Origin of the sequence: Pseudomonas guangdongensis (assembly GCF_900105885.1) — a bacterium.
Classification (GTDB): domain Bacteria; phylum Pseudomonadota; class Gammaproteobacteria; order Pseudomonadales; family Pseudomonadaceae; genus Geopseudomonas; species Geopseudomonas guangdongensis.
Genome location: NZ_LT629780.1, coordinates 1,403,514 through 1,423,456 on the forward strand (window position 1 = coordinate 1,403,514; position 19,943 = coordinate 1,423,456).

Annotated in this window: 17 protein-coding genes and 1 riboswitch; of the genes, 1 reads left to right on the plus strand and 16 read right to left on the minus strand. The window is 71.7% G+C overall.

The features are described 5' to 3' along the window. Nucleotides 1-121: 121 nt before the first annotated feature. The 16 genes from BLU22_RS06830 to BLU22_RS06905 all read right to left on the minus strand — a co-directional run bounded on the left by BLU22_RS06830 (nucleotide 122) and on the right by BLU22_RS06905 (nucleotide 18,413). Entirely contained in the window at nucleotides 122-2,032 is a 1,911-nt protein-coding gene (locus BLU22_RS06830) for a TonB-dependent receptor (protein WP_090213129.1), read from the minus strand. 98 nt (nucleotides 2,033-2,130) lie between these two features. Next, nucleotides 2,131-2,338: riboswitch (cobalamin riboswitch) on the minus strand. Nucleotides 2,339-2,421: 83 nt separating this feature from the next. Continuing rightward, nucleotides 2,422-3,609, minus strand: a complete 1,188-nt coding sequence (locus tag BLU22_RS06835; protein WP_090213131.1) for an acetate/propionate family kinase — start codon at nucleotides 3,607-3,609, stop codon at nucleotides 2,422-2,424. Then, entirely contained in the window at nucleotides 3,606-4,544 is a 939-nt protein-coding gene (locus BLU22_RS06840) for a bifunctional enoyl-CoA hydratase/phosphate acetyltransferase (protein ID WP_090213132.1), read from the minus strand. The genes BLU22_RS06835 and BLU22_RS06840 overlap by 4 nt, the downstream gene beginning before the upstream one ends. A 76-nt stretch (nucleotides 4,545-4,620) precedes the next feature. After that, nucleotides 4,621-5,394, minus strand: coding sequence for an enoyl-ACP reductase FabI (fabI, locus tag BLU22_RS06845; protein WP_090213134.1), 774 nt, complete (start codon nucleotides 5,392-5,394; stop codon nucleotides 4,621-4,623). A 281-nt stretch (nucleotides 5,395-5,675) separates the two neighbouring features. Further along, complete coding sequence (dxs, locus tag BLU22_RS06850; protein ID WP_090213136.1) at nucleotides 5,676-7,568, minus strand: 1-deoxy-D-xylulose-5-phosphate synthase; 1,893 nt, start codon at nucleotides 7,566-7,568, stop codon at nucleotides 5,676-5,678. Nucleotides 7,569-7,800: 232 nt separating this feature from the next. After that, nucleotides 7,801-8,691 (minus strand): (2E,6E)-farnesyl diphosphate synthase, encoded by an 891-nt coding sequence (gene ispA / locus BLU22_RS06855; RefSeq protein WP_090213138.1) that lies wholly within the window; start codon nucleotides 8,689-8,691, stop codon nucleotides 7,801-7,803. After that, nucleotides 8,688-8,933, minus strand: coding sequence for an exodeoxyribonuclease VII small subunit (locus BLU22_RS06860; protein ID WP_090213139.1), 246 nt, complete (start codon nucleotides 8,931-8,933; stop codon nucleotides 8,688-8,690). Before BLU22_RS06860 ends, ispA begins: the two co-directional genes overlap by 4 nt. A gap of 123 nt (nucleotides 8,934-9,056) precedes the next feature. Beyond that, on the minus strand, nucleotides 9,057-9,827 hold the full coding sequence (locus tag BLU22_RS06865; RefSeq protein ID WP_090213141.1) for a sulfite exporter TauE/SafE family protein: 771 nt from the start codon (nucleotides 9,825-9,827) through the stop codon (nucleotides 9,057-9,059). 84 nt (nucleotides 9,828-9,911) lie between these two features. Then, entirely contained in the window at nucleotides 9,912-10,574 is a 663-nt protein-coding gene (gene cheZ / locus BLU22_RS06870; RefSeq protein WP_090213143.1) for a protein phosphatase CheZ, read from the minus strand. Between the two features lie 164 nt (nucleotides 10,575-10,738). Next, complete coding sequence (locus BLU22_RS06875; protein ID WP_090213144.1) at nucleotides 10,739-13,123, minus strand: putative bifunctional diguanylate cyclase/phosphodiesterase; 2,385 nt, start codon at nucleotides 13,121-13,123, stop codon at nucleotides 10,739-10,741. Beyond that, entirely contained in the window at nucleotides 13,117-14,049 is a 933-nt protein-coding gene (locus BLU22_RS06880; RefSeq protein ID WP_090213146.1) for an ABC transporter substrate-binding protein, read from the minus strand. The genes BLU22_RS06875 and BLU22_RS06880 overlap by 7 nt, the downstream gene beginning before the upstream one ends. A 126-nt stretch (nucleotides 14,050-14,175) precedes the next feature. Beyond that, nucleotides 14,176-14,703, minus strand: coding sequence for an inorganic diphosphatase (gene ppa / locus BLU22_RS06885; protein ID WP_090213148.1), 528 nt, complete (start codon nucleotides 14,701-14,703; stop codon nucleotides 14,176-14,178). Between the two features lie 37 nt (nucleotides 14,704-14,740). Then, the gene (locus BLU22_RS06890; protein ID WP_090213149.1) at nucleotides 14,741-15,610 is read right to left on the minus strand and encodes a M90 family metallopeptidase; all 870 of its coding nucleotides are present in this window, start codon (nucleotides 15,608-15,610) and stop codon (nucleotides 14,741-14,743) included. Between the two features lie 23 nt (nucleotides 15,611-15,633). Continuing rightward, complete coding sequence (locus BLU22_RS06895; RefSeq protein ID WP_090213151.1) at nucleotides 15,634-15,978, minus strand: YdbL family protein; 345 nt, start codon at nucleotides 15,976-15,978, stop codon at nucleotides 15,634-15,636. A 10-nt stretch (nucleotides 15,979-15,988) separates the two neighbouring features. Beyond that, nucleotides 15,989-16,180, minus strand: a complete 192-nt coding sequence (locus BLU22_RS06900; protein WP_090213152.1) for a YnbE family lipoprotein — start codon at nucleotides 16,178-16,180, stop codon at nucleotides 15,989-15,991. Nucleotides 16,181-16,193: 13 nt separating this feature from the next. Continuing rightward, a complete protein-coding gene (locus tag BLU22_RS06905; protein WP_090213154.1) occupies nucleotides 16,194-18,413 on the minus strand; it encodes a YdbH domain-containing protein in 2,220 nt (739 codons plus the stop codon). Nucleotides 18,414-18,575: 162 nt separating this feature from the next. Between BLU22_RS06905 and mpl the strand changes: the two genes are divergently transcribed. Then, on the plus strand, nucleotides 18,576-19,928 hold the full coding sequence (mpl, locus tag BLU22_RS06910) for a UDP-N-acetylmuramate:L-alanyl-gamma-D-glutamyl-meso-diaminopimelate ligase (protein WP_090213156.1): 1,353 nt from the start codon (nucleotides 18,576-18,578) through the stop codon (nucleotides 19,926-19,928). Nucleotides 19,929-19,943: the final 15 nt, after the last annotated feature.

The following is a 19,943-nucleotide window of genomic DNA, read 5'->3' on the forward strand; positions in this document are numbered from 1 at the left end:
GTCCGACTGCCCCGCGATGGCGCCCGCGGCGCGCGCCGCGCACCGGCGCAGGGCGGGCTCTGTACCCTGACGCTGCGCGCCAGCCTGCATCCCCGAGGCGGAGTGCAGGCTGGTGCCCTGGTCAGAAGCGGTAGCCGACGCTGAGCTGCACGTCTTCTTCCGGTGCCGGGTAGCGGCTGTTGGCGCTGGCGAAGGCATCGTAGCGCTTGCCGGTCAGGTTGTTGATGCGCAGCTTGGCATTGAACTGCCGGTAGTCGTAGCGCAAGGCCGCGTTGAGCAGGGTGTAGCTGCCGGCCTTGCGCAGGCTGTTGGCATCGTCGCTCGAGTAGTGGCGGCGGCCGGTGTAGACGGCTTCCAGCTGGCTTGTCAGGCCGGGCAGAAGCTCATAGCCGACGTGCATACTGCCGCTGTGGCGGGCGACCCAGGGTACGTCGTTACCCTGGAAGCTGCCGGCGCGGTATTCGGCGTCGGTGAAGCTGTACTGGCCGCCGATGCTCAGGCGCTCGCTCAACTGGCGTTCGGCCTCCAGCAGCAGCCCCTTGCGCAGGGTCTTGTCCAGATTGATGTTGGCACCGCGCCCATTCTGGGACGCAGGATTGGCGATGATCGCGTCGTAGAGAATCTCGTCATTCAGTTCGAGGCGGTACAGGCTGGCCTGGTAGCGCTGACGGCCGTCGCTCCATTCGATCCCGCTTTCCCAGGATTCGCCGGTCTGCGGCTTGAGGAAGGTGGTGCCGGGCAGGGTAAAGCCATTCTCGTCGACGTTGGCCCAGCGCAGCACGTCCTCGCGCTTGATGAACAGGCGCGTCTGCTGGTTGGCCTGCCAGCTCAGGCCGATGCTGCTGCTGTCCTCTCGGTCGGAATGGCTGCGGTTGGCCGCATGATTGCGGTCTTCCGCCTCGCTGGCGCGGTAGCCGAGGGTCAGGGTCAGGTCATGTCCGAGCGGCTGGCTGAGCTGGGTATACCAGTCGCGCAGGGTCTGGCGAAACTCGGTGCTGGAGGAGGACAGCTCATAGTCGCTGGTGATGTGGTCGTGGCCGAGCAGCCATTCGCTGCGGCCGAGGCTGCTGTCCCAGCGGGCGGTCAGGCGCGGGCTGAGGCTTTCGATGCGGGTGCCCTGCTCGAACGGGGTCCAAAACTGGCCGACGCCATCCTGATCGCTGTGGCTGTAGTCGAAATTGGCGGTCCAGATCGCGTTCAGACGCTGCTCGAGGGCGAAGCGGTGTACCTGGGTCTTGCTGTCGTTCCAGTCGCTGGACAGGCTCTGCTTGCGGTCGGCCCGGCGCTGGTCGAGCGTGAGCGAGCCCGGATACAGCAGTTCGTCGTCTACCGTCTGGTATTCGTACAGCGCATGGCCAGCGGCATGGTCATAACGCAGGCGGGTGAAGGCATTGCTGTAGCTGGCATTGTTGTGGTCGCGGTAGTTGTCGCTGTTGCGGGTTTCGCCGCTGGCGTACAGCGAAAAACCTCCGCCCAGCTGCTGGAACAGGCGACCCCGGTAAGCTTCGAGGTCGTGACTGCCGATGCTGGTCTCGACATAGGCCTCGTTGTGCTGCGGCGTGCGGGTGACGATGTTGATCACCCCGCCGACGGCCTGGTCGCCGTACAGCACGGTGCCGGTGCCACGAATGATCTCGATGCGCTCGATGTTGTCCAGCGGTACCGCGTTGAGATCCGGGGTGGCCAGGCTGGGTTGGTTGAGGCGGCGGCCGTCGACCAGGATCAGCGTGTTATTGCCGGCGTTCTCGCCGAAGCCGCGCAGGCTGAGCGCAACCCGGTTGCCGTCGCCCATGGTGTCGCGGACCTGCAGGCCCGCTTGGCTGCGCAGCAGGTCGAGCAGGTCGTGGCTGGCGCTGGCTTCGATCTGCTGGCGGTCGATGACCGCCACACTGCTCGGTACCGGGTTGTGCAGTGCGGTGGCGCGGGTCACCACCAGGGGGGGCAGTTCGCTGTTCTTTCTGGTCTGTTCGGTTTCGGCCAAAACAAGGCCCGGCGCCAGGGCAACGGCCAGCGCCAGAGGGGAAAGCTTCATCGAGGAATCCTCAAAAGTGATGGGGCAGACTTTCGAGGAGGGCAGAAAGCAGAGACGCGCCGGACGGCGCGCGACTGACGGTGCGGCCCTCCGCAACACCTGTCGAATCCGTCGGGGCCGGTCTCCGGGCTGTCGACCCTTGGCCCGCCTTCCCGGGGAATCCCCAGTGGCCGTTGGGCAAGGTGGCAGGCCGAGGCCTGCGGTCGATTACCGTTGCGGGGGCAGCGCCGGCCTTGCTCCCATGGAGCGCACCGGCTTCCCGTTTAACGCAGGCCAGGCCTGCGCACCCTGACGGAATGCAAAACGCCGCGCACCTTACGGGCTGGCGGCGGCGAAAGCAATCGCGGGGCGCCCTGCGGCGCCGGCGGGAGGGCCGGCGCCGGGGCGCTTCAGCCGGCGAGCAGGGCCATGGCCTCGCGGGCCATCTGGCCTTCCTCGTCGGTGGGGATCACCCAGATGCCGCGCTGGCTGTCGGCGCTGCTCAGGCGGGCGGCGCCGCCATGGACGGCCTGGGCGGCGTTGGTCGCGGCGTCGAGGGCGAACCCCAGCCAGCTCAGGCGTTCGAGGATCATCGCGCGCACGGTGGCGCTGCGTTCGCCGATCCCGGCGGTGAACACCAGATGGTCGACGCCGCCGGCCTGGGCGGCCAGGGCCGCGACTTCGCGGGCCGCGCGGTAGCAGTACAGTTCCACCGCCAGACGCGCCTGGGGCGAGTCGCTGGCCAGCAGCACGCGCATGTCCGAGGACTCGCCGGAGACGCCGAGCAGGCCGGAGTTGCGGTACAGCTCGCGGCGTACCGCGGGGATGTCCATGCCGCCGTGCTCCATCCAGTAGAGCAGCACCTCGGGGTCGAGGTTGCCGGGACGGGTGCCCATCATCAGTCCCTCGCAGGCGCCCATGCCGGTGCTGTTGGCGACGCTGCGCCGGCGGTGCAGGACGCAGCCGCTGGAGCCGCTGCCCAGGTGCAGGACCACCACGCGCTTGTCGGCCTCGCCCTCGCCGAGTACCGCCGGCAGCTGGTGGCTGATCGCGGCGTAGGATAGGCCGTGGAAGCTGTAGCGGCGCACCCCGGCGTCGTGCCAGCGGCGGTCGATGGCGAAGCGGGTGGCCAACGGGTCCTGGGTGGCGTGGAAGGCGGTATCGAAGCAGGCGATCTGCACCACGCCGAGCGCCGCGCGGCGCGCCGCCTCCAGGCCGGCGAGGGCGGCGGGCTGGTGCAGCGGGGCCAGCGGGGTGAGGCTGTGCAGCTGGGCGCAGACCTCGCCGTCGACCCGCGTGGCGCGGGAGAACAGCTCGCCGCCGTGGACCACGCGGTGGACGATGGCGCCCGGCCGGTTCCGGCCGCTCTCGGCCAGGGCCAGCACCTGGGCGATGGCGTTCTCGTGGCGCACCTCGCGCAGCGGTTCGTCGCAGAGCACCTGGCCGTCGGCGGTGCGGGCGGCGAGGCGGCCTTCGGCCTGGCCGATGCCGTCCACCAGGCCGCGCACCAGCACGCGCGGCTCGCGGCCCTGGATGTCGAAGGTGGTGAACTTGAGGGTGGCCGAGCCGACGTTGAGGGCCAGCAGCGGGGCGCTCATCCGCGCACCTCGCCGCTCTGCAGGCGATGGCGGGCGGCCAGCGCGGCGACCGCGGTGGAAGCCAGGCGCACGCGGGCGTCCTCGGCGCGGCTGTTGAGCACGATCGGTACCCGTGCGCCCATCACCACCCCGGCCGAGGCGGCGGCGGCCAGGTAGCTGAGCTGCTTGGCCAGCATGTTGCCGGCTTCCAGGTCGGGGACCAGCAGGATGTCCGGATCGCCGGCCACCGGCGAGTCGATGCCCTTGCTGTCGGCGGCGGCGTGGGAGATGGCGTTGTCGAAGGCCAGCGGGCCGTCGAGGATCGCCCCGGTGATCTGCTTGCGGTCGGCCATCTTGCACAGCGCGGCGGCGTCGATGGTCGCCGGCATCGAGGCGGTGACGGTTTCCACGGCGGCGAGGATCGCCACCTTGGGCCGGGCGATGCCCAGCGCGTGGCAGAGGTCGATGGCGTTCTGCACGATGTGGCGCTTGGTGGCCAGGTCGGGGGCGATGTTGATCGCCGCGTCGGTGATGAACAGGTAGCGCGGGTAGCTTTCCACCTTCATCACGTAGACGTGGCTGATGCGGCGGTCGGTGCGCACGCCGGTCTGGCGGTCGAGCACCGCGCCCATGAATTCGTCGGTGTGCAGGCTGCCCTTCATCAGCGAGTCGGCCTCGCCGCTGCGCACCAGCTCCACCGCGCGGGCGGCGGCGGCGTGGCTGTGCGGCACGTCTTCCAGGCGGTAGGGCGACAGGTCGAGACCGGCGCCCTCGGCGATGTCGAGCAGGCGGTTGCGCGGGCCGACCAGGATCGGCTCGATCAGGCCGGCCTCGGCCGACTCGATGGCGCCGCACAGGGCGTCGGGGCTGCAGGGGTGGGCCACCGCCATCCGCGTCGGCGGATGGCGCAGGGCGGCCTGGATGATGTCGTCGAAAGCGCGTTCGTCACGGGTCATCGCTCGGTCCTTGGCTGAAGGTGCGTGAACGGGAAGCGCCGGCGGCGCGGCGCCGCCGGCGGGAGGCGGGCGGCCGTCAGGCCATCATGTGGAAGCCGCCGTCGACGTAGATCACTTCGCCGGTGATCGCCCGCGAGGCGTCGGAGATCAGGAAGGCGGCGGTCATGCCGACGTCCTCGATGTCCACCAGGCGGTGCTGCGGGGTGCGCTCGATGGCTTCCTCGATCAGCTTGTCGAAGTGGGCGATGCCGGAGGCGGCGCGGGTCTTCAGCGGGCCGGGGGACACGGCGTGGACGCGGATGCGCTGCTGGCCCAGCTCGGCGGCCAGGTAGCGCACGGTGGATTCCAGGGCGGCCTTGACCGGGCCCATCACGTTGTAGTTCTCGACCACCTTGTCGGCGCCGTAGTAGCTCATGGTGATGATCGAGCCGCCGTCCTTCATCAGCGGCTCGGCCAGGCGCGCCATCTCGATCAGCGAGTAGCAGGACACGCCCATGGCCTGCAGGAAGCCTTCCTTGGAGCAGTCGGTGACGCGGCCGTGCAGGTCGTCCATCGGGCAGAAGGCGATGGAGTGGATGACGAAGTCCAGCTTGCCCCAGGTCTCCTCGATGCTGCGGAACACCGCTTCCAGCTCGCCGGGCTTCTCCACGTCCATCTGCGCGATGATCGGGCTTTCCAGTTCCTCGGCCAGCGGGCGGACGAAGCGCTCGGCCTTTTCGTTCAGGTAGGTCACGGCGAACTCGGCGCCCAGGCTCTTGAGCACGCGGGCGCAGCCGTAGGCGATGGAGTTGTCGTTGGCGATGCCGACGATCAGGCCTTTCTTGCCAGCGAGCGAGTTGATGCGGTCCATGAGAAATCCTTTTGTTGCGATGCGGACAGAAGTGGGCGGTGCCGACGCGGGGCGCCGCAGATGCCTGGAGGCTTGTGCCACAGTCGTATTGCCGGGCCATGACAGCAGGCGCGGCGCAGGCTTGCCGGGCCTGGGGGATTCTATCCGATGCAGCCTTGTTGCGCTGCAAGAGGCGCCGCACCTGGGGCGGCGCGGCCCGCCCTTGCCGCAGACGGAAGCCGCTGCGGGCCGCCTGCGCCGGGTAGGGTCCGGGGCGCCGCCTCCCGGCCGGGAGGCGTGGCTCAGTGGCCGAGGCGCTGCAGGCGGGCGCGGACCGCGCGCTCGATGCCGGCGGCGTCCAGGCCGCATTCGGCGAGCATCTGCGCCGGCTTGGCGTGCTCGACGTAGCGGTCGGGCAGGCCGAGCTGCAGCAGCGGCATGACGATGCCCTCGGCGGCGAGGAACTCGGCGACCGCCGAGCCGGCGCCGCCCATGACGGCGTTCTCCTCGACGGTCACCAGCAGCGCGTGGCCGGCGGCCAGCTCGCGCACCAGCGCCGCGTCCAGCGGCTTGACGAAGCGCATGTCGGCGACCGTGGCGTCGAGCGTCTCGGCCACTTCCAGGGCGGCGGCCAGCTGCACGCCGAACACCAGCAGGGCGACCGGGCCGCTGCCGCGGCGGCGGACCACGCCCTTGCCGATCTCCACGCTGTCCAGCGCCGGGGAAATCGGCGCGTTGGGGCCGGTGCCGCGCGGGTAGCGTACCGCCGCCGGGCCCTGGTGCTGGTAGCCGGTGGTCAGCAGCAGGCGCAGCTCGTTCTCGTCGCTGGGGGTCATCACCAGCATCTCGGGGATGCAGCGCAGGTAGGAGAGGTCGAAGCTGCCGGCGTGGGTCGGGCCGTCCTCGCCGACCAGGCCGGCGCGGTCGATGGCGAACAGCACGTCGAGATCCTGCACCGCCACGTCGTGGATCAGCTGGTCGTAGGCGCGTTGCAGGAAGGTCGAGTAGATCGCCACCACCGGCTTGGCGCCCTCGCAGGCCAGACCGGCGGCGAGGGTCACCGCGTGCTGCTCGGCGATGGCGACGTCGAAGTAGCGCTCCGGGTACTGCTCGGCGAAGGCCACCAGGTCGGAGCCTTCCTTCATCGCCGGGGTGATGCCGATCAGCCGCTCATCAGCGGCGGCCATGTCGCACAGCCACTGGCCGAACACCTCGCAGTATTTCGGCCCGCTGGCCTTGGGCGCGGCGCTGCTGTCGATCTCCAGCTTACCGATGGCGTGGTAGCCGATGGGGTCGGCCTCGGCCGGGGCGAAGCCCTTGCCCTTCTTGGTGATCACGTGGAGGAACTGCGGGCCCTTGAGCTCGCGCATCTTGCCCAGGGTGGCGATCAGGGTCGGCAGGTCGTGGCCGTCGATGGGACCGATGTAGTTCCAGCCCAGCTCCTCGAACAGGGTGCCGGGCACCAGCATGCCCTTGGCATGCTCCTCGGTGCGCCGGGCGATCTCCCAGGCGCCGGGGATGCGCGAGAGGATCTTCTTGCTGCCCTCGCGCATGCTGGCGTAGGTGCGGCTGGAGAGGATCTTGGTCAGGTAGTTGTTCAGCCCGCCGACGTTGCGCGAGATCGACATGTCGTTGTCGTTGAGCACCACCAGCATGTCGGCAGCGGTTTCCGAGGCGTGGTTGAGCGCCTCGAAGGCCATCCCGGCGGTCAGCGCGCCGTCGCCGATCACCGCCACGGTGCGCCGCTCGTTGCCCTGCAGGCGGTTGGCCAGGGCCATGCCCAGCGCGGCGCCGATCGAGGTGCTGGAGTGGCCGACGCCGAAGGTGTCGTACTCGCTCTCGCTGCGCCGCGGGAAGGCGGCCAAGCCGTCCTTCTGGCGCAGGCTGGCCATCCGCTCGCGGCGCCCGGTGAGGATCTTGTGCGGGTAGGCCTGGTGGCCGACGTCCCACACCAGGCGGTCTTCCGGCGTGTGGTAGACGTGGTGCAGGGCGATGGTCAGCTCGACCACGCCGAGCCCGGCTCCGAAGTGCCCGCCGGTGCGGCCCACCGTGTAGAGCAGGTACTGGCGCAGCTCGTCGGCCAGGGTATCCAGCTCGCCTTCGCTGAGGGTGCGCAGCACGGCGGGGCTGTCGATGCGGTCGAGCAGGGGCGTGTCGGGCCGCTGGCGGGGAAACTCGTGCAGCGTCTTGGGCATCGGGCGGTTTCGGCAGTCGGACAAAAGATGCGCGAGTTTACCCGAAGCGGACGGGGTGCCCAAGCAAGGCGAAGGTCGCGGCGCCGGGGGTAGCGCGGCGGGCCGCTGGCGCCACCGCGTCTCCTGCGCGAGGCGCAGTGCAGGGATGGCGCGAGGCCGGCGTGGTGGCGAGCGCGCTAGGTGCGCGGGCTCGCCGGGGAGCTTGCCTGCCGGGCGCTGCCGGCGGCCGGCCTCAGTGGCTGCGCGCGACGATGTAGCGGGCCAGCTCGCGCAGGGCGTCGGCGCGCTGGTCGAACGGCTCCAGCGCGGCCAGTGCCTGGTCGCGCAGGGCCAGGGCGTAGGCCTTGGCGGCGTCGAGGCCGAGCAGCGCCGGGTAGGTGGGCTTGTCGTGGGCCTGATCCTTGCCCTGGGTCTTGCCGAGGGTCGCGGTGTCGCTCTCCACGTCGAGGATGTCGTCCTGCACCTGGAAGGCCAGGCCGATGGCGCGGGCGTAGCGCTGCAGGGCGTCGAGGCTGGCGGCGTCGCTGCGGCCGCTGGCCAGGGCGCCGAGGCACACGCTGGCCTCGATCAGCGCGCCGGTCTTGTGCCGGTGCATGGTTTCCAGCGCGGCCTGGTCGAGCTGCACGCCCACCGAGCCGAGGTCGATGGCCTGGCCGCCGACCATGCCCGCCGGCCCCGCGGCGCGGGCCAGGCGGGCGACCATCGCCAGCCGGGTGTCGGCGTCCTGGGGGTTATGCGCGGCATCGGCGAGCACCTCGAAGGCCAGCGCCTGCAGGCCGTCGCCGGCGAGGATGGCGCAGGCCTCGTCGAAAGCGATGTGGGTGGTCGGCTGGCCGCGGCGCAGGTCGTCGTCGTCCATCGCCGGCAGGTCGTCGTGGACCAGCGAGTAGGCATGCACCAGCTCCACCGCGCAGGCCGCGCCGTCGGCCCGCTCGGCGCCGCCGCCGAGGGCTTCGCAGGCGGCGTAGGCGAGCAGCGGGCGCACGCGCTTGCCGCCGTTGACCACGCTGTAGGCCATCGCCTGGTAGAGCCGCCGCAGTTCGGCGCGCGGCGCGGCGAACAGGCGGCGCAGCGCGGCGTCGACGCGGCCCTGGCAGGCGGCCTGGTAGTCCTTGAGGTTCATGGCGCGGGGGACTCCGGGTCGAAGGGGACGCTGTGCGCGGCGTCGCCCTGGCCGAGCAGCATCTGCACCTTCTGCTCGGCCTGGCCGAGCGCGCCCTGGCACTCGCGGGTCAGGCGGATGCCCTGCTCGAAGGCGGCCAGCGAGTCCTCCAGGGACAGCTCGCCGCTTTCCAGGCGCTCGACCAGGGTCTGCAGTTCGCCAAGCGACTGCTCGAAATCGGGGGCGGTTTTCTTGCGAGCCATGGCGGCACTCTCGAACGGCGAAAAACGGGCGCGACACTAGCAGAGCGGCGAACGACGGGCAAACGGCAGCCGGACGGCGGGGGCGCATACCGCCCCGGCGGCGGTATGCGCGGGCGCGGCGGCTCAGCGCCCGTAGGTGGCCCAGAAGTAGTAGCAGGTCATCGCGCTGCCGACGACGATCACTAGCAGGCGCAGCCAGCGTGCCGGCAGGCGCTCGCCGAGGGCGCCGCCCAGGTAGCCGCCGAGGGTGGCGCCGGCGAGCAGGACGGCCAGCTCGCTCCAGCTGACCCGGCCGGCGAGGATGAAGGTCAGGCTGGCGACGCTGTAGATCACCGCCGAGATCAGGTTCTTCAGCGCGTTGGCGCGGGCCAGGGCGTGGCCCTCGATGGAGAAGGCGGCCAGTTGCAGGATGCCCATGCCGGCGCCGAAGTAGCCACCGTACACCGAGACCAGCGCGTGGGCGGCCAGCGACAGCGGACCGTGGGGCGGCACGGCGCCGGCCTCGCGGCGCCGCGCGGCGAGCAGGCGGCCGAGCCAGGGGCTGGCGGCGAACAGGGCGGTGGCGGCCAGCAGCAGCCAGGGGATCAGCACGCGGAACACGCTGTCGCCGCCGGCCAGCAGCAACAGGCCGCCGCCGAGGCCGCCGGCCAGCCCGGCCGCCAGCAGCGGCAGCAGGTAGCCGCCCAGCGGGCGCAGCGAGCCGCGCGCCGCCCAGGCGCCGGCGAGGCTCGCCGGCCACAGCGCCACCGCGTTGGTGGCGTTGGCGGTGACCGGCGGCAGGCCGGCGGCCAGCAGCGCCGGGAAGGAGAAGAAGGTGCCGCCGCCGGCCAGGGCGTTCATGCCGCCGGCAGCCAGGCCGGCGAACAGCAGCAGGAGAAGGTCGCTCGGGTTCATGTGGGGGGACTCGGGCAGAGGGCGAGCCGCGCCGCGGGCGGCCGGTGGGAGGCCTGCCCGTGCCGGCGTGCCGGAGGGGGCGGGTCAGAAGCCCAGTTCGGCGAGCAGGTCGTCGACCTGGTCCTGGTTGGCCAGGGCGCTGCCTTCGGTCGGCTTGATCTGCGGGCCGTTGAGCAGCTGCGGCTCGGAGTGCTGGCGGCGCTCCTCTTCGGCGCGGGCCAGTTGTTCGAGGAGGGCCTTCTCGCAGACGTCGGGGCGGCCACTGAGCAGCACCTGCATGAGCTGGCGCTCGATCTGGCGGATCAGGTCCATCATCTTCTTGATCACCTGGCCGGTGAGGTCCTGGAAGTCCTGGGCCATGAGGATTTCCAGCAGTTCGGCCTGGGTGGCCTGGGTGTGGCGCGGCACCTCGGCGAGGTAGTCGCGGGTGGCCTGCGCCAGCGCCTGGGCGCTGGTCGCGTCCTGCTCCAGCGGATTGGCGAACCAGGCCTGCCAGCGCGTTTCCAGGGCCGTGGCGCCCTGGGTCAGGCTGTCCTGCAGCGGTTGCGCGCGGTCGACGGCGTTGAGCGCGCGCTCGGCGGCCTGTTCGGTCATCGCGGCGATGTAGCCGAGGCGGTCCTGGGCGTCGGGGATGGCCTGGGCGGCCTTCTCGATCTCCTTGTCCAGGCCCAGTTCGCGCATGCTGTCGCGCAGCATGTGGGTCATCTGGCCGATGCGCTGGATCAGTTCGCTGGGGACGTTGCTCATCTTCCTTATCCTCCTTGGTGGTGGTGCCGGTCCCCGTCCTGGTCGGGCCTGTGGGTTGTCCGCCTGCGGCGTTGCCGGGCAGTGGCGCGCCGCGCGCGGCGGGGCTGGAACCGTGTCGGCGGCTATTCTGGCATTCCTGGCGCGCGGCTGGCTGCGCTTTTCGCCTAACGGACGCTCGCGTCGCTGCGCGCGGGGCTGGCCAGCGCGGTGCAGGCCGCGGCGGTCTGCGGGCGGCCGAAGAGGAAACCCTGCAGGCAGTGGCAGCCGTTGAGGCGCAGGAACGCGGCCTGGCGCTCGTTCTCCACACCCTCGGCGATCACCCGCATGCCCAGCTGGCCGGCGATCATCAGGATGCCGCGCACCAGGGCGGTGGACTCGCGCTGTTCGGGCAGGCCGGCGACGAACTGGCGGTCGATCTTCACCCCGTCGAAGGGGAAGCGCTGCAGGTAGGCCAGCGAGGCGTAGCCAGTGCCGAAGTCGTCGAGGAACAGCGACAGCCCGGCGGCCTTGAGGGTCAGCAGGCAGTCGATGATCTGCTGGTCGGCGTCCAGCAGGCTGCTTTCGGTGATCTCCAGTTCCAGGCGCCAGGCCGGCGCGCGCTCCTCGGCGATGATCGTCAGCAGGGTGCCGGCGAGGTCGCTCTGGCGGAAATCCAGCGGCGACAGGTTGACCGCGATGCCCCAGTCCAGGCCCATGTCCTGCCACTGGCGCAGCTGCCGGCAGGCCTGGCGGAAGGTCCAGCGGGTGGCGGCGAGGATCAGCCCGCTGTCTTCCAGCACCGGCATGAACAGGCCCGGGCTGACCAGCCCGCGGCTCGGCGAGTGCCAGCGCAGCAGCGCCTCGAAGGAGCGCGGGCGGCCGTCGCCGTCGACCTGCGGCTGGTAGTACAGCTCGAACTCGTCGTGGGCCAGGGCGTGGCGCAGTTCGTCTTCGAGCTGGTGGCGCAGGTCGGCCTCCTCGGCCAGCCGGGTGTCGAAGTGCGCCAGGCGGTTCCGCCCGCTGCCCTTGGCGTGGTAGAGGGCCAGATCGGCCTGCTTGAGCAGCTGGGTGGCGCTGCCCTGGCCGCCCTGCTGCACGGTGATGCCGATGCTCGGGCTGCTGAACAGTTCGTACTGGCGCACCTGGAACGGCTGGCGGAAGGCCTCCAGCAGGCGCTCGGCGAGGGCCTCGGCCTGCTCGCTGAGGGCGCCCTGGAGGAGGATGACGAACTCGTCGCCGCCGAGGCGGGCGAGCAGCGCCTCGGCCGGCGCGTGGCGGCGCAGGCGCTCGGTGACGCCGCGCAGCAGCAGGTCGCCGACGTCGTGGCCGAGGGTGTCGTTGATGTGCTTGAAGTGGTCGAGGTCGAGGAACAGCAGCGCCTGCGCCTGGTGCTGCTGCAGGCCCTGTTCGAGGCGCGCGAGCAACTGGGCGCGGTTGGCGGCGCCGGTCAGCGAGTCGAAGTGGGCCAGGTGATGCAGGCGGCTTTCGGCCTGCTTGCGGTCGCTGATGTCGCGCACCAGCAGCAGCTGCAGCGGCTGGCCGCCGCGCTGGAACGGCGTGCAGGACACCTCCACCGGGAAGCTGCCGTGCTGGCGCCGGGCGTTGAACTCCAGGCAGCGGTTGGCCTGGGTGGCCAGGCGCGTCCAGGCGTCGGGTTCGAGCAGCAGGGCGCCCAGGGCGACGCCGTGCAGCTGCCCGGCGTCGCGGGCGAACAGTAGGGCGGCGGCTGGGTTGGCGGCGTCGATGCGGCCCTGGTCGTCGACCACCAGCATGCCCACCGGGGCGGCGTCGATCAGGCTGCGCAGCTGCTGTTCGCTGTCCTGCAGGGCGCGGCGGTCGCTCTCGAGCTGCTCGAACATGCGGTTGCAGCGCCGCGCCAGTTGGCCGATCTCGTCGTTGCCGCGGTCATCGGCGCGGCGCTGCCGCTGGCCGGCGGCGAAGGCGTCGGCGACCTGGCCGAGGGCGGCCAGACGGCGGGTGACCAGGCGGTCGTAGAGCTGGTTGAGCAGCGCGCCGAGGGCCAGCAACAGCAGCAGGGTCTCGCCCAGCTGCAGCCAGGCGTTGCGGGTCTGGCGGGCCAGCATGGGTGCGAAGTTCCACTCCACCAGCAGGGCGTGCTCGGGCGTCTGGGTCAGCCCCTGGGGGGCGCGCAGCGGATAGAGGGCGACGAAGCTGTGGCCGCCGAGCGGGTGCCATTGCGGGCGGCCGTGGGCGATCTGCGCGGCCAGCGGCATCTCCGCCAGCCAGGGCTGCCGGGCGGGCTCGCGGTCGAGGCGCGAGCTGGCCAGCGGCGCCAGCTGGCGGTCGATCACCGAAGCCCAGCGCACCCCCTCCAGGCTGGCCAGGTCGGCCAGGGCGGTCTGCAGCTCCTTGAGGCGCTGCTGGCGCAGATGGTCGCTGAGGTTGGCCTGCTGCAGGGCGAGGATCTCGCTGGCGTGGCGCTGCCAGGTGGCTTCCAGGTCGCGCTCCAGGCGCGGCATGTTCAGGCCGGTGAGCAGCAGCACGGCGAGCAGGCCGAACAGGGCCAGCAGCAGGGGGATCGAGCGGCGCAGCGACAGGCGTCTCAGCATTGCGCGCTCCGGCACGGCGCCGGCAGCAGGCTGCCGGTGTCGATGGCGCTGGCGAGCAGGCCGTGGCTGCGCATGAAGGCGTGCAGGCTGTCGAGGCGCTCGGCCAGGCGGCCGTCGTCGAGCAGGCGCCGGTTGAGCGCCCGGTCGCCCAGCTGCAGGCCGTCGACGGTGAGGTGCAGGGTTTCTTGGTCGATGCCCAGGCGCCGGCTCAGCCGCGCATCGGCCTGCTCGTGGTTGTCGTGCCACTCGCGCAGGCTGTCGAACCACAGCGCGCGCAGCTGCTCGCGGCGTTGCGCGCTGATGCGCCCGCGCTCGACCACCAGCACGTCGATCACCGTGTCCGGCAGGGCGCGGGTGTCGAGCAGGCGCCGCGCGCCGGCGGCGAGGAAGGCCGGCTCCTCGGTGGCGAAGCTGATCGCCGCGTCGATGCGCCCGGCGCCCAGCGCCTCGGCATGTTCGTGAATCGGCAGGCTGACCACCTGCACGTCGCGCTCGGCCAGGCCGGCCAGCTCCAGGGTGCGGGCTAGCAGGTGGCCGCCGAGGGCGCCGGTTTCCACGCCGATGCGCTGGCCGGCCAGCTCCTGCGGGCGGCCGATGCCGGGGCGGGCGTAGAGCACGTCGGCGCCGGCGGAAATATTGGTGATCAGGAGGATTTCCAGGTCGTGGCCGCGGGCCGCCAGTTGCAGGGCTTCGTCGAGGGTGAGCAGGGCGGCGTCCAGCAGGTTGTTGTCGAAGGCGCGCAGCACGCCGGTGGCGTGGGGGTATTCGAGCAACTGGATGCCCTGGCTCTGCAGCCAGCCGAGGTCGTCGGCCAGGTACACCGGGCCGTAGCCGGGCCAGCGGTTGCCGCCGATGCGCAGGGACTCGGGCTCGCCGGAGCAGGCCAGCAGCGAGCACAGCAGCGAGATGAGCAGGAACAGACGCATGGACGGACCTTGGCGGCCGGAGGACGCGTCACCTTAGCGGAACGGCCGGGCGATGAAAATCCGTCACAGATCAAGCAAACGTAAAAAAGCCGGCTTGTGGCCGGCTTTTTCTTGGCGGTTTTCGGCTTACTTCTGGTACGCCGCAACGGCCTTGAGAATCACCTGGCGCGCCTCTTCGGCGTCGCCCCAGCTTTCCACCTTGACCCACTTGCCCGGTTCGAGATCCTTGTAGTTCTCGAAGAAGTGCTTGATCTGCTCGATCAGCAGGTTCGGCAGGTCGGTGTAGTTCTGCACGTCCTTGTAGAGCACGGTCAGCTTGTCGTGGGGCACGGCCAGCACCTTGGCGTCGCCGCCGCCCTCGTCGCTCATGTGCAGGATGCCGACCGGACGGGCGCGCACCACCGAACCCGGGGCGACCGGATAGGGGGTCACCACCAGCACGTCGAGCGGGTCGCCGTCGTCGGCCAGGGTGTTGGGGATGTAGCCGTAGTTGGCCGGGTAGAACATCGGCGTGGCCATGAAGCGGTCGACGAACAGCGCATCGCTGTCCTTGTCGATCTCGTACTTGATCGGCGCGTGGTTGGCGGGGATCTCGATGGCGACGTAGATGTCGTTCGGCAGGTCCTTGCCTGCCGGGATGTTGCTGTAGCTCATGGTGACTCCAAAGGGTCAGGCCAAAAATTGCCGGCGATTATAGGGCGATTCCCGCCCCCGTGCCATGCTGCTGGGCGCCAGCCAGCGGCGCGGCCAGGCGGCTCAGCGGGTCCTGGCGGTAGAACAGCGCCAACTGCGCGTAGACCGCCGGAAAGGCGGCGTGCAGCAGGTCGGGGGCGCTGAAGAAGTATTCGCTGGTGACGGCGAAGAACTCGCCGGGGTTTTCCGCGGCGTAGGGGTCGATGGCGGTTTCGGCGTCGGGGTTGCGGTCCAGTTCGGCGTTGAGGCGGTCGTAGGCCGCCTGCAGGGCCGCGGCCCAGTCGCCGATGCGCATGTCCGGGTGCAGCGGCGGCAGGCCGTTGGCGTCGCCGTTGAGCATGTCCAGCTTGTGGGCCAGCTCGTGGATCGGCAGGTTGTAGCCGTCCAGGCCGCCGCTGGCGGCGACCCCGGGCCAGGCGAGGATCACCGGGCCCTGCTGCCAGGCCTCGCCGCTGCGCTCGTCGTCCCAGGCGTGCTCGATGCCGGCCTCGTCGCGGTAGCGCTGCGGGCTGAGGAAGTCGTCGGGATACAGCACCAGCTCGTGGAAGCCTTGGTACCAGTCCAGGTCCGGCAGGTGCAGCAGCGGCAGGCAGGCCTGCGCGGCCAGGCGCAGGCGCGCCGCGTCGTCCAGCTCGACGCCGGGCAGGCAGGTCAGGTGCTTGTCGTGCAGGAACAGCACGCACAGCTCGCGCAGGCGCTGCAGTTCGCCGCCGTCCAGGCCGGCGAGCAGCGGCAGGTCGGCGCACACGGCGCTCCACAGGGCGTCGGCGACGGGGTGGCGGGCCAGCACGCGGCGCCGGCGCCAGTTGCGGAAGAACACGGGCAACCTCCAGGATGCAGCGCGGTCGGGACGGCGATTGTACGGCATCGCCGCGCCCGTCCGCGGCGTGGCTACTTGCGCCGCCAGGCGCCGCCGATGCGGACGAACTGCCCCGGCGGGGTCTTGTCGATGGCCTTCTGTCCGGCCAGGGTCTCCACGTCGCGCAGGGCGATGCCGTTCTGGCTGGCCAGACGCTGGTATTCGGCGCGGCGCGCCTGGTTGATCAGCCGGGCGATCTCGGCGGCCTGGCCGCCGGCCGCGACCACGCCGAGGTAGCCGTCGGGCTGCTCGCCCAGCTGGCCGGCGCTCTTGGCCGCGGGCAGGGCGGTCATCGCGCCGGAAAGGTCGAGGGCCAGCGCCGGCAGGCTCAGGCACAGGCCCAGCAGCAGGGTGGCGATGCGCTTGGAAAGGGTCATGTCGGGCTCCTCAGAACAGGCCGCTGGATTCGTCGAGAATGTTGTCCAGCGCCTTGTCGACCTTGATGTAGATCTCATGCTCGATCTTCACGTTGAGGTTGATGTTGATCGGCTCCTTGGGCGCGGCCAGCTGCACCGTGGGGGTGCAGGCGCTGGCCAGCAGGCCGAGCAGCAGGGCGCAGACCGGGCGGTGCAGGGGCATGGCGAAACCTCCTTCAGGGGCGCGCCGGCAGCGGTGGCTGCACGCGGCGCTGGATGGCCTGGTTGACCCGGCCGGAGAGCTGCAGGCTGCGTAGCAGGCTCGGCAGGTTTTCCTCCAGGTTGATGCTGAAGTGTACCGGGCGACCGCCCTCCAGGGCCGGATTGCGTCCGTGCAGGCGCAGTGCCAGCAGCAGCTGGCCCTGCGCCGCGTAGTCGACCCGGCCGTCCAGCCGATCGTAGCGGAAATCGTCGAGGGCCCGCATCGCCAGCGCCAGCGCCGGGTTGTCGGCGGCAAAGCGCTGCAGCGCCGGGTTGCGCAGCTGCAGCACGCCGCCCGGGGTGCGGGCGCGCAGCGTGCCGCCGGCGATGCGCAGGCCGTCGGCGGCGAGGCTCAGCGGCAGCTCGCCGTCGAGGAGGCCGCTGCCGGCCAGCCCTTCGGCCGGGTAGGCGGCGAGCAGCTGCGCCAGATCGAGGCCCTCGACCTGCAGGCGCAGCGGCAGCGGCAGCGGCCGGTGGGCCAGCGAGAGGGCATCCGGGCGGGCGCGCAGCCGGCCGCCGAACAGGCCGGCATCGAGCTGGTAGAGGATCAGCTTGCCGGCCGGCAGGGCGTCGAGGCGCGCCTGGTAGCTGGCGCGGGCAGCGAGCGGGCCGAGGACGATGCCGGGGTCGAGGCTGGCCAGCTGCAGGGCCGGCAGCTCGACCTGCAGGCGGCCGTCGCGCAGGCTGGCCTTGAGCTGCGCGTCCAGGCCGCTCAGCGCGCTGCGCTCGTACTGTGCCGCGACCCCGTGCAGCTGCAGCTCGGCACTGGCGTGCAGGGCGCCGTGCGGGTTCAGCCGCAGCGTGGCGCCGGCCTGCAGACGCCCGGCCGCGATGGCGAGTGGCGCCGGCCAGGCGGCGAGGACGGCGGCCAGCGGATTGCCGGCGGCGAAGTCGATGTCGTTCATCCGCAGCTGCGCGCGCAGGGCGCCGTCGGCGCCGCGTTCGGCCTGCAGGGCGGCGGCAAGGCCGGCGCCGTTGTCCAGGGTGCCGGTCAGGCGCTGCCCGGCGGGGTTGGCGTCCAGGTGCAGGACGGCGCGCCAGTCGCGAGTCTGCAGCGCCGCCTGGCGCAGACTGGCGAGCTGCAGCTGCAGGGGGCCGTGCAGGCGCGGCGGCTGGCCGCCGTTCCAGTCCAGGCGCAGCCCGGCCAGCCCCAGCTGCAGGCGCTCGGCCCGCAACTGGGCGGCGGTCAGGGTTGGGCGCGTCGCCTCGATGCGCGAGCCGTCGCGCAGGGCCAGCCACGATTCGGCGCCGGCCTGCCAGACGCCGTGCAGCGCCAGCTCGGCGCGCAGCGTACGCAGGTCGAGGCCGGCCGGGTTCAGGCGCGGCAGGGCGGCCTGCAGGCGGCCCTGCTCCAGGGTGACGGACGCCGGCAGCGCATCCCCCGGCCGCCAGCCGGCGGGCAGGCCCAGGATGGCCTCGGCGTCCACGCTCAGGGTCGCGGGCAGCGCGGCCAGCCTGGTCTGGCCCTCGGCGCCGAGCAGCGGCGTCAGCCAGTATGCCGGCCACTCGACGCCCGGGCGCGCCGGCCAGTGCAGGCTGGCGTGCAGGCGCGGGGTGCCTGTGTCGTCCTGCAGGCGGGCGTCGAGGCTCAGCAGCGCTTGCTCGTCCAGCGCCAGCCGGGCTTGCAGCTGTGCGCTCGCGGCCGGGCCGGACAGCGTGGCGTCGAGGCGCAGCTGGCGCGCACCGTCGTTCAGCGCCAGCTGCAGGCGGGCCGGCAGCAGGGTGCTGCCGGCGTGCTGCAGGTGCAGCGTGCCGCTCAGCCGGCAGGTGCCGGCCGGGCAGGGCAGGCGCGTGTCGAGGCGCTCGATGCGCACCTCGCGCGGCAGCGCGCCGAGCAGGCGCGGCAGGGCGTCCGGTGCGCCAGCGCGCTGCGCCGCCGCCGTGGCCGGCTGCCAGTCCAGTTGCAGCTCGGCGATGCCGAGGTGCGGCAGGGCGAGGTCGCGCCAGTCGCGCGGCCAGTCGAGGCGCAGGCCGTGGGCGCGCAGTTGCAGGCGGGCGCCGGCGGCGTCCGCGCGGTCGAGGCGCAGGCTGTCCAGCTGCAGGCCGTGGCGCGACAGGCGCAGGCCGTCGAGCTGGCGGATGCCCAGGCGCTCGCCGAGGGCGAGTCCATAGAGGAGGGCCGCGGCAGCGGCGAGCAGCGACAGCAGCGCCAGCACGGCGAGCCGGCGGCGCCAGCGGGGCGGGCGTGCGGCCATCGGGAGCGTCCTCGCGGCGGGTATGGCGCAAGGGTGACCGGCGCGGCGCCGGGCGGCAAGCACGCGGCGGCGAATCCCGGCGCCGTCCTGTGGTCCACAGGGGGCTGTGCTAACCTGCGCGACAGTTTTCCGGGCCGTGCCCGCCCGTTTTCGAGGTCATCCATGCATATCCACATTCTCGGCATCTGCGGCACCTTCATGGGGTCGCTGGCGGTGCTGGCGAAAGAACTCGGCCACCGCGTCACCGGCTCCGATGCCAACGTCTACCCGCCGATGAGTACCCAGCTCGAAGCACAGGGCATCGAGCTGCTGCAGGGCTACGAGCCTGCCCATCTCGACCCGGCGCCGGACCTGGTGGTGATCGGCAACGCGCTGTCGCGCGGCAACCCGGCGGTGGAGCACGTGCTCAACGCCGGCCTGCCCTACGTCAGCGGCCCGCAGTGGCTGGCCGACCACGTGCTGCAGGGCCGCTGGGTGCTGGCGGTGGCCGGCACCCACGGCAAGACCACCACCAGCAGCATGCTGGCCTGGGTGCTGGAAGACGCCGGGATGAGCCCGGGCTTCCTGATCGGCGGGGTGCCGCAGAACTTCGGCGTGTCCGCGCGCCTGGGCGGCACGCCGTTCTTCGTGGTCGAGGCCGACGAGTACGACAGCGCCTTCTTCGACAAGCGCAGCAAGTTCGTCCACTACCGCCCGCGCACCGCGATCCTCAACAACCTGGAGTTCGACCACGCGGACATCTTCCCGGATCTCGCGGCCATCGAACGACAGTTCCACCACCTGGTGCGCACCGTGCCGGGTCAGGGGCTGATTATCCGCCCGGCCGCCGACGCGGCGCTGGAGCGGGTGCTGGAGACGGGCTGCTGGACCCCGGTGGAGAGCACCGGCCCCGGCGGCCAGTGGCAGGCCCGGCTGCTCGCTGCCGACGGCTCGCGCTTCGAGGTGATCCTCGACGGCGCCGTGCAGGGGGGCGTCGAGTGGGAACTGAGCGGCCAGCACAACGTCGCCAACGCCCTTGCCACCCTGGCCGCGGCACGCCACGTCGGCGTCGTCCCGGCCCAGGGCTGCGCCGCACTGTCGTCGTTCCGCAGCGTCAAGCGGCGCATGGAGAAGGTCGCCGAGATCGGCGGCGTGACCCTCTACGACGACTTCGCCCACCATCCGACCGCCATCGCCACCACCCTCGACGGCCTGCGCAAGCGGGTCGGCAGCGCGCCGATCATCGCGGTGATCGAACCGCGCTCCAACTCGATGAAGCTCGGCGCGCACCGCGACGGCCTGGCCGAGTCGGTGGTCCAGGCCGATCAGGTGTACTGGTACGCGCCGCCGAACCTCGGCTGGGACCTGGCCGCCAGCGTGGTCGGCTCGACGGTGCCCAGCGCGGTGTTCGACTCGCTGGAGGCGATCATCGGCGCGGTGAAGGCCAGCGCCACCGCCGGCACCCAGGTGGTGATCATGAGCAACGGCGGCTTCGGCGGCCTGCACGGCAAGCTGGCGGCGGCGCTGGCCGGCTAGATTGACCCCGCACGA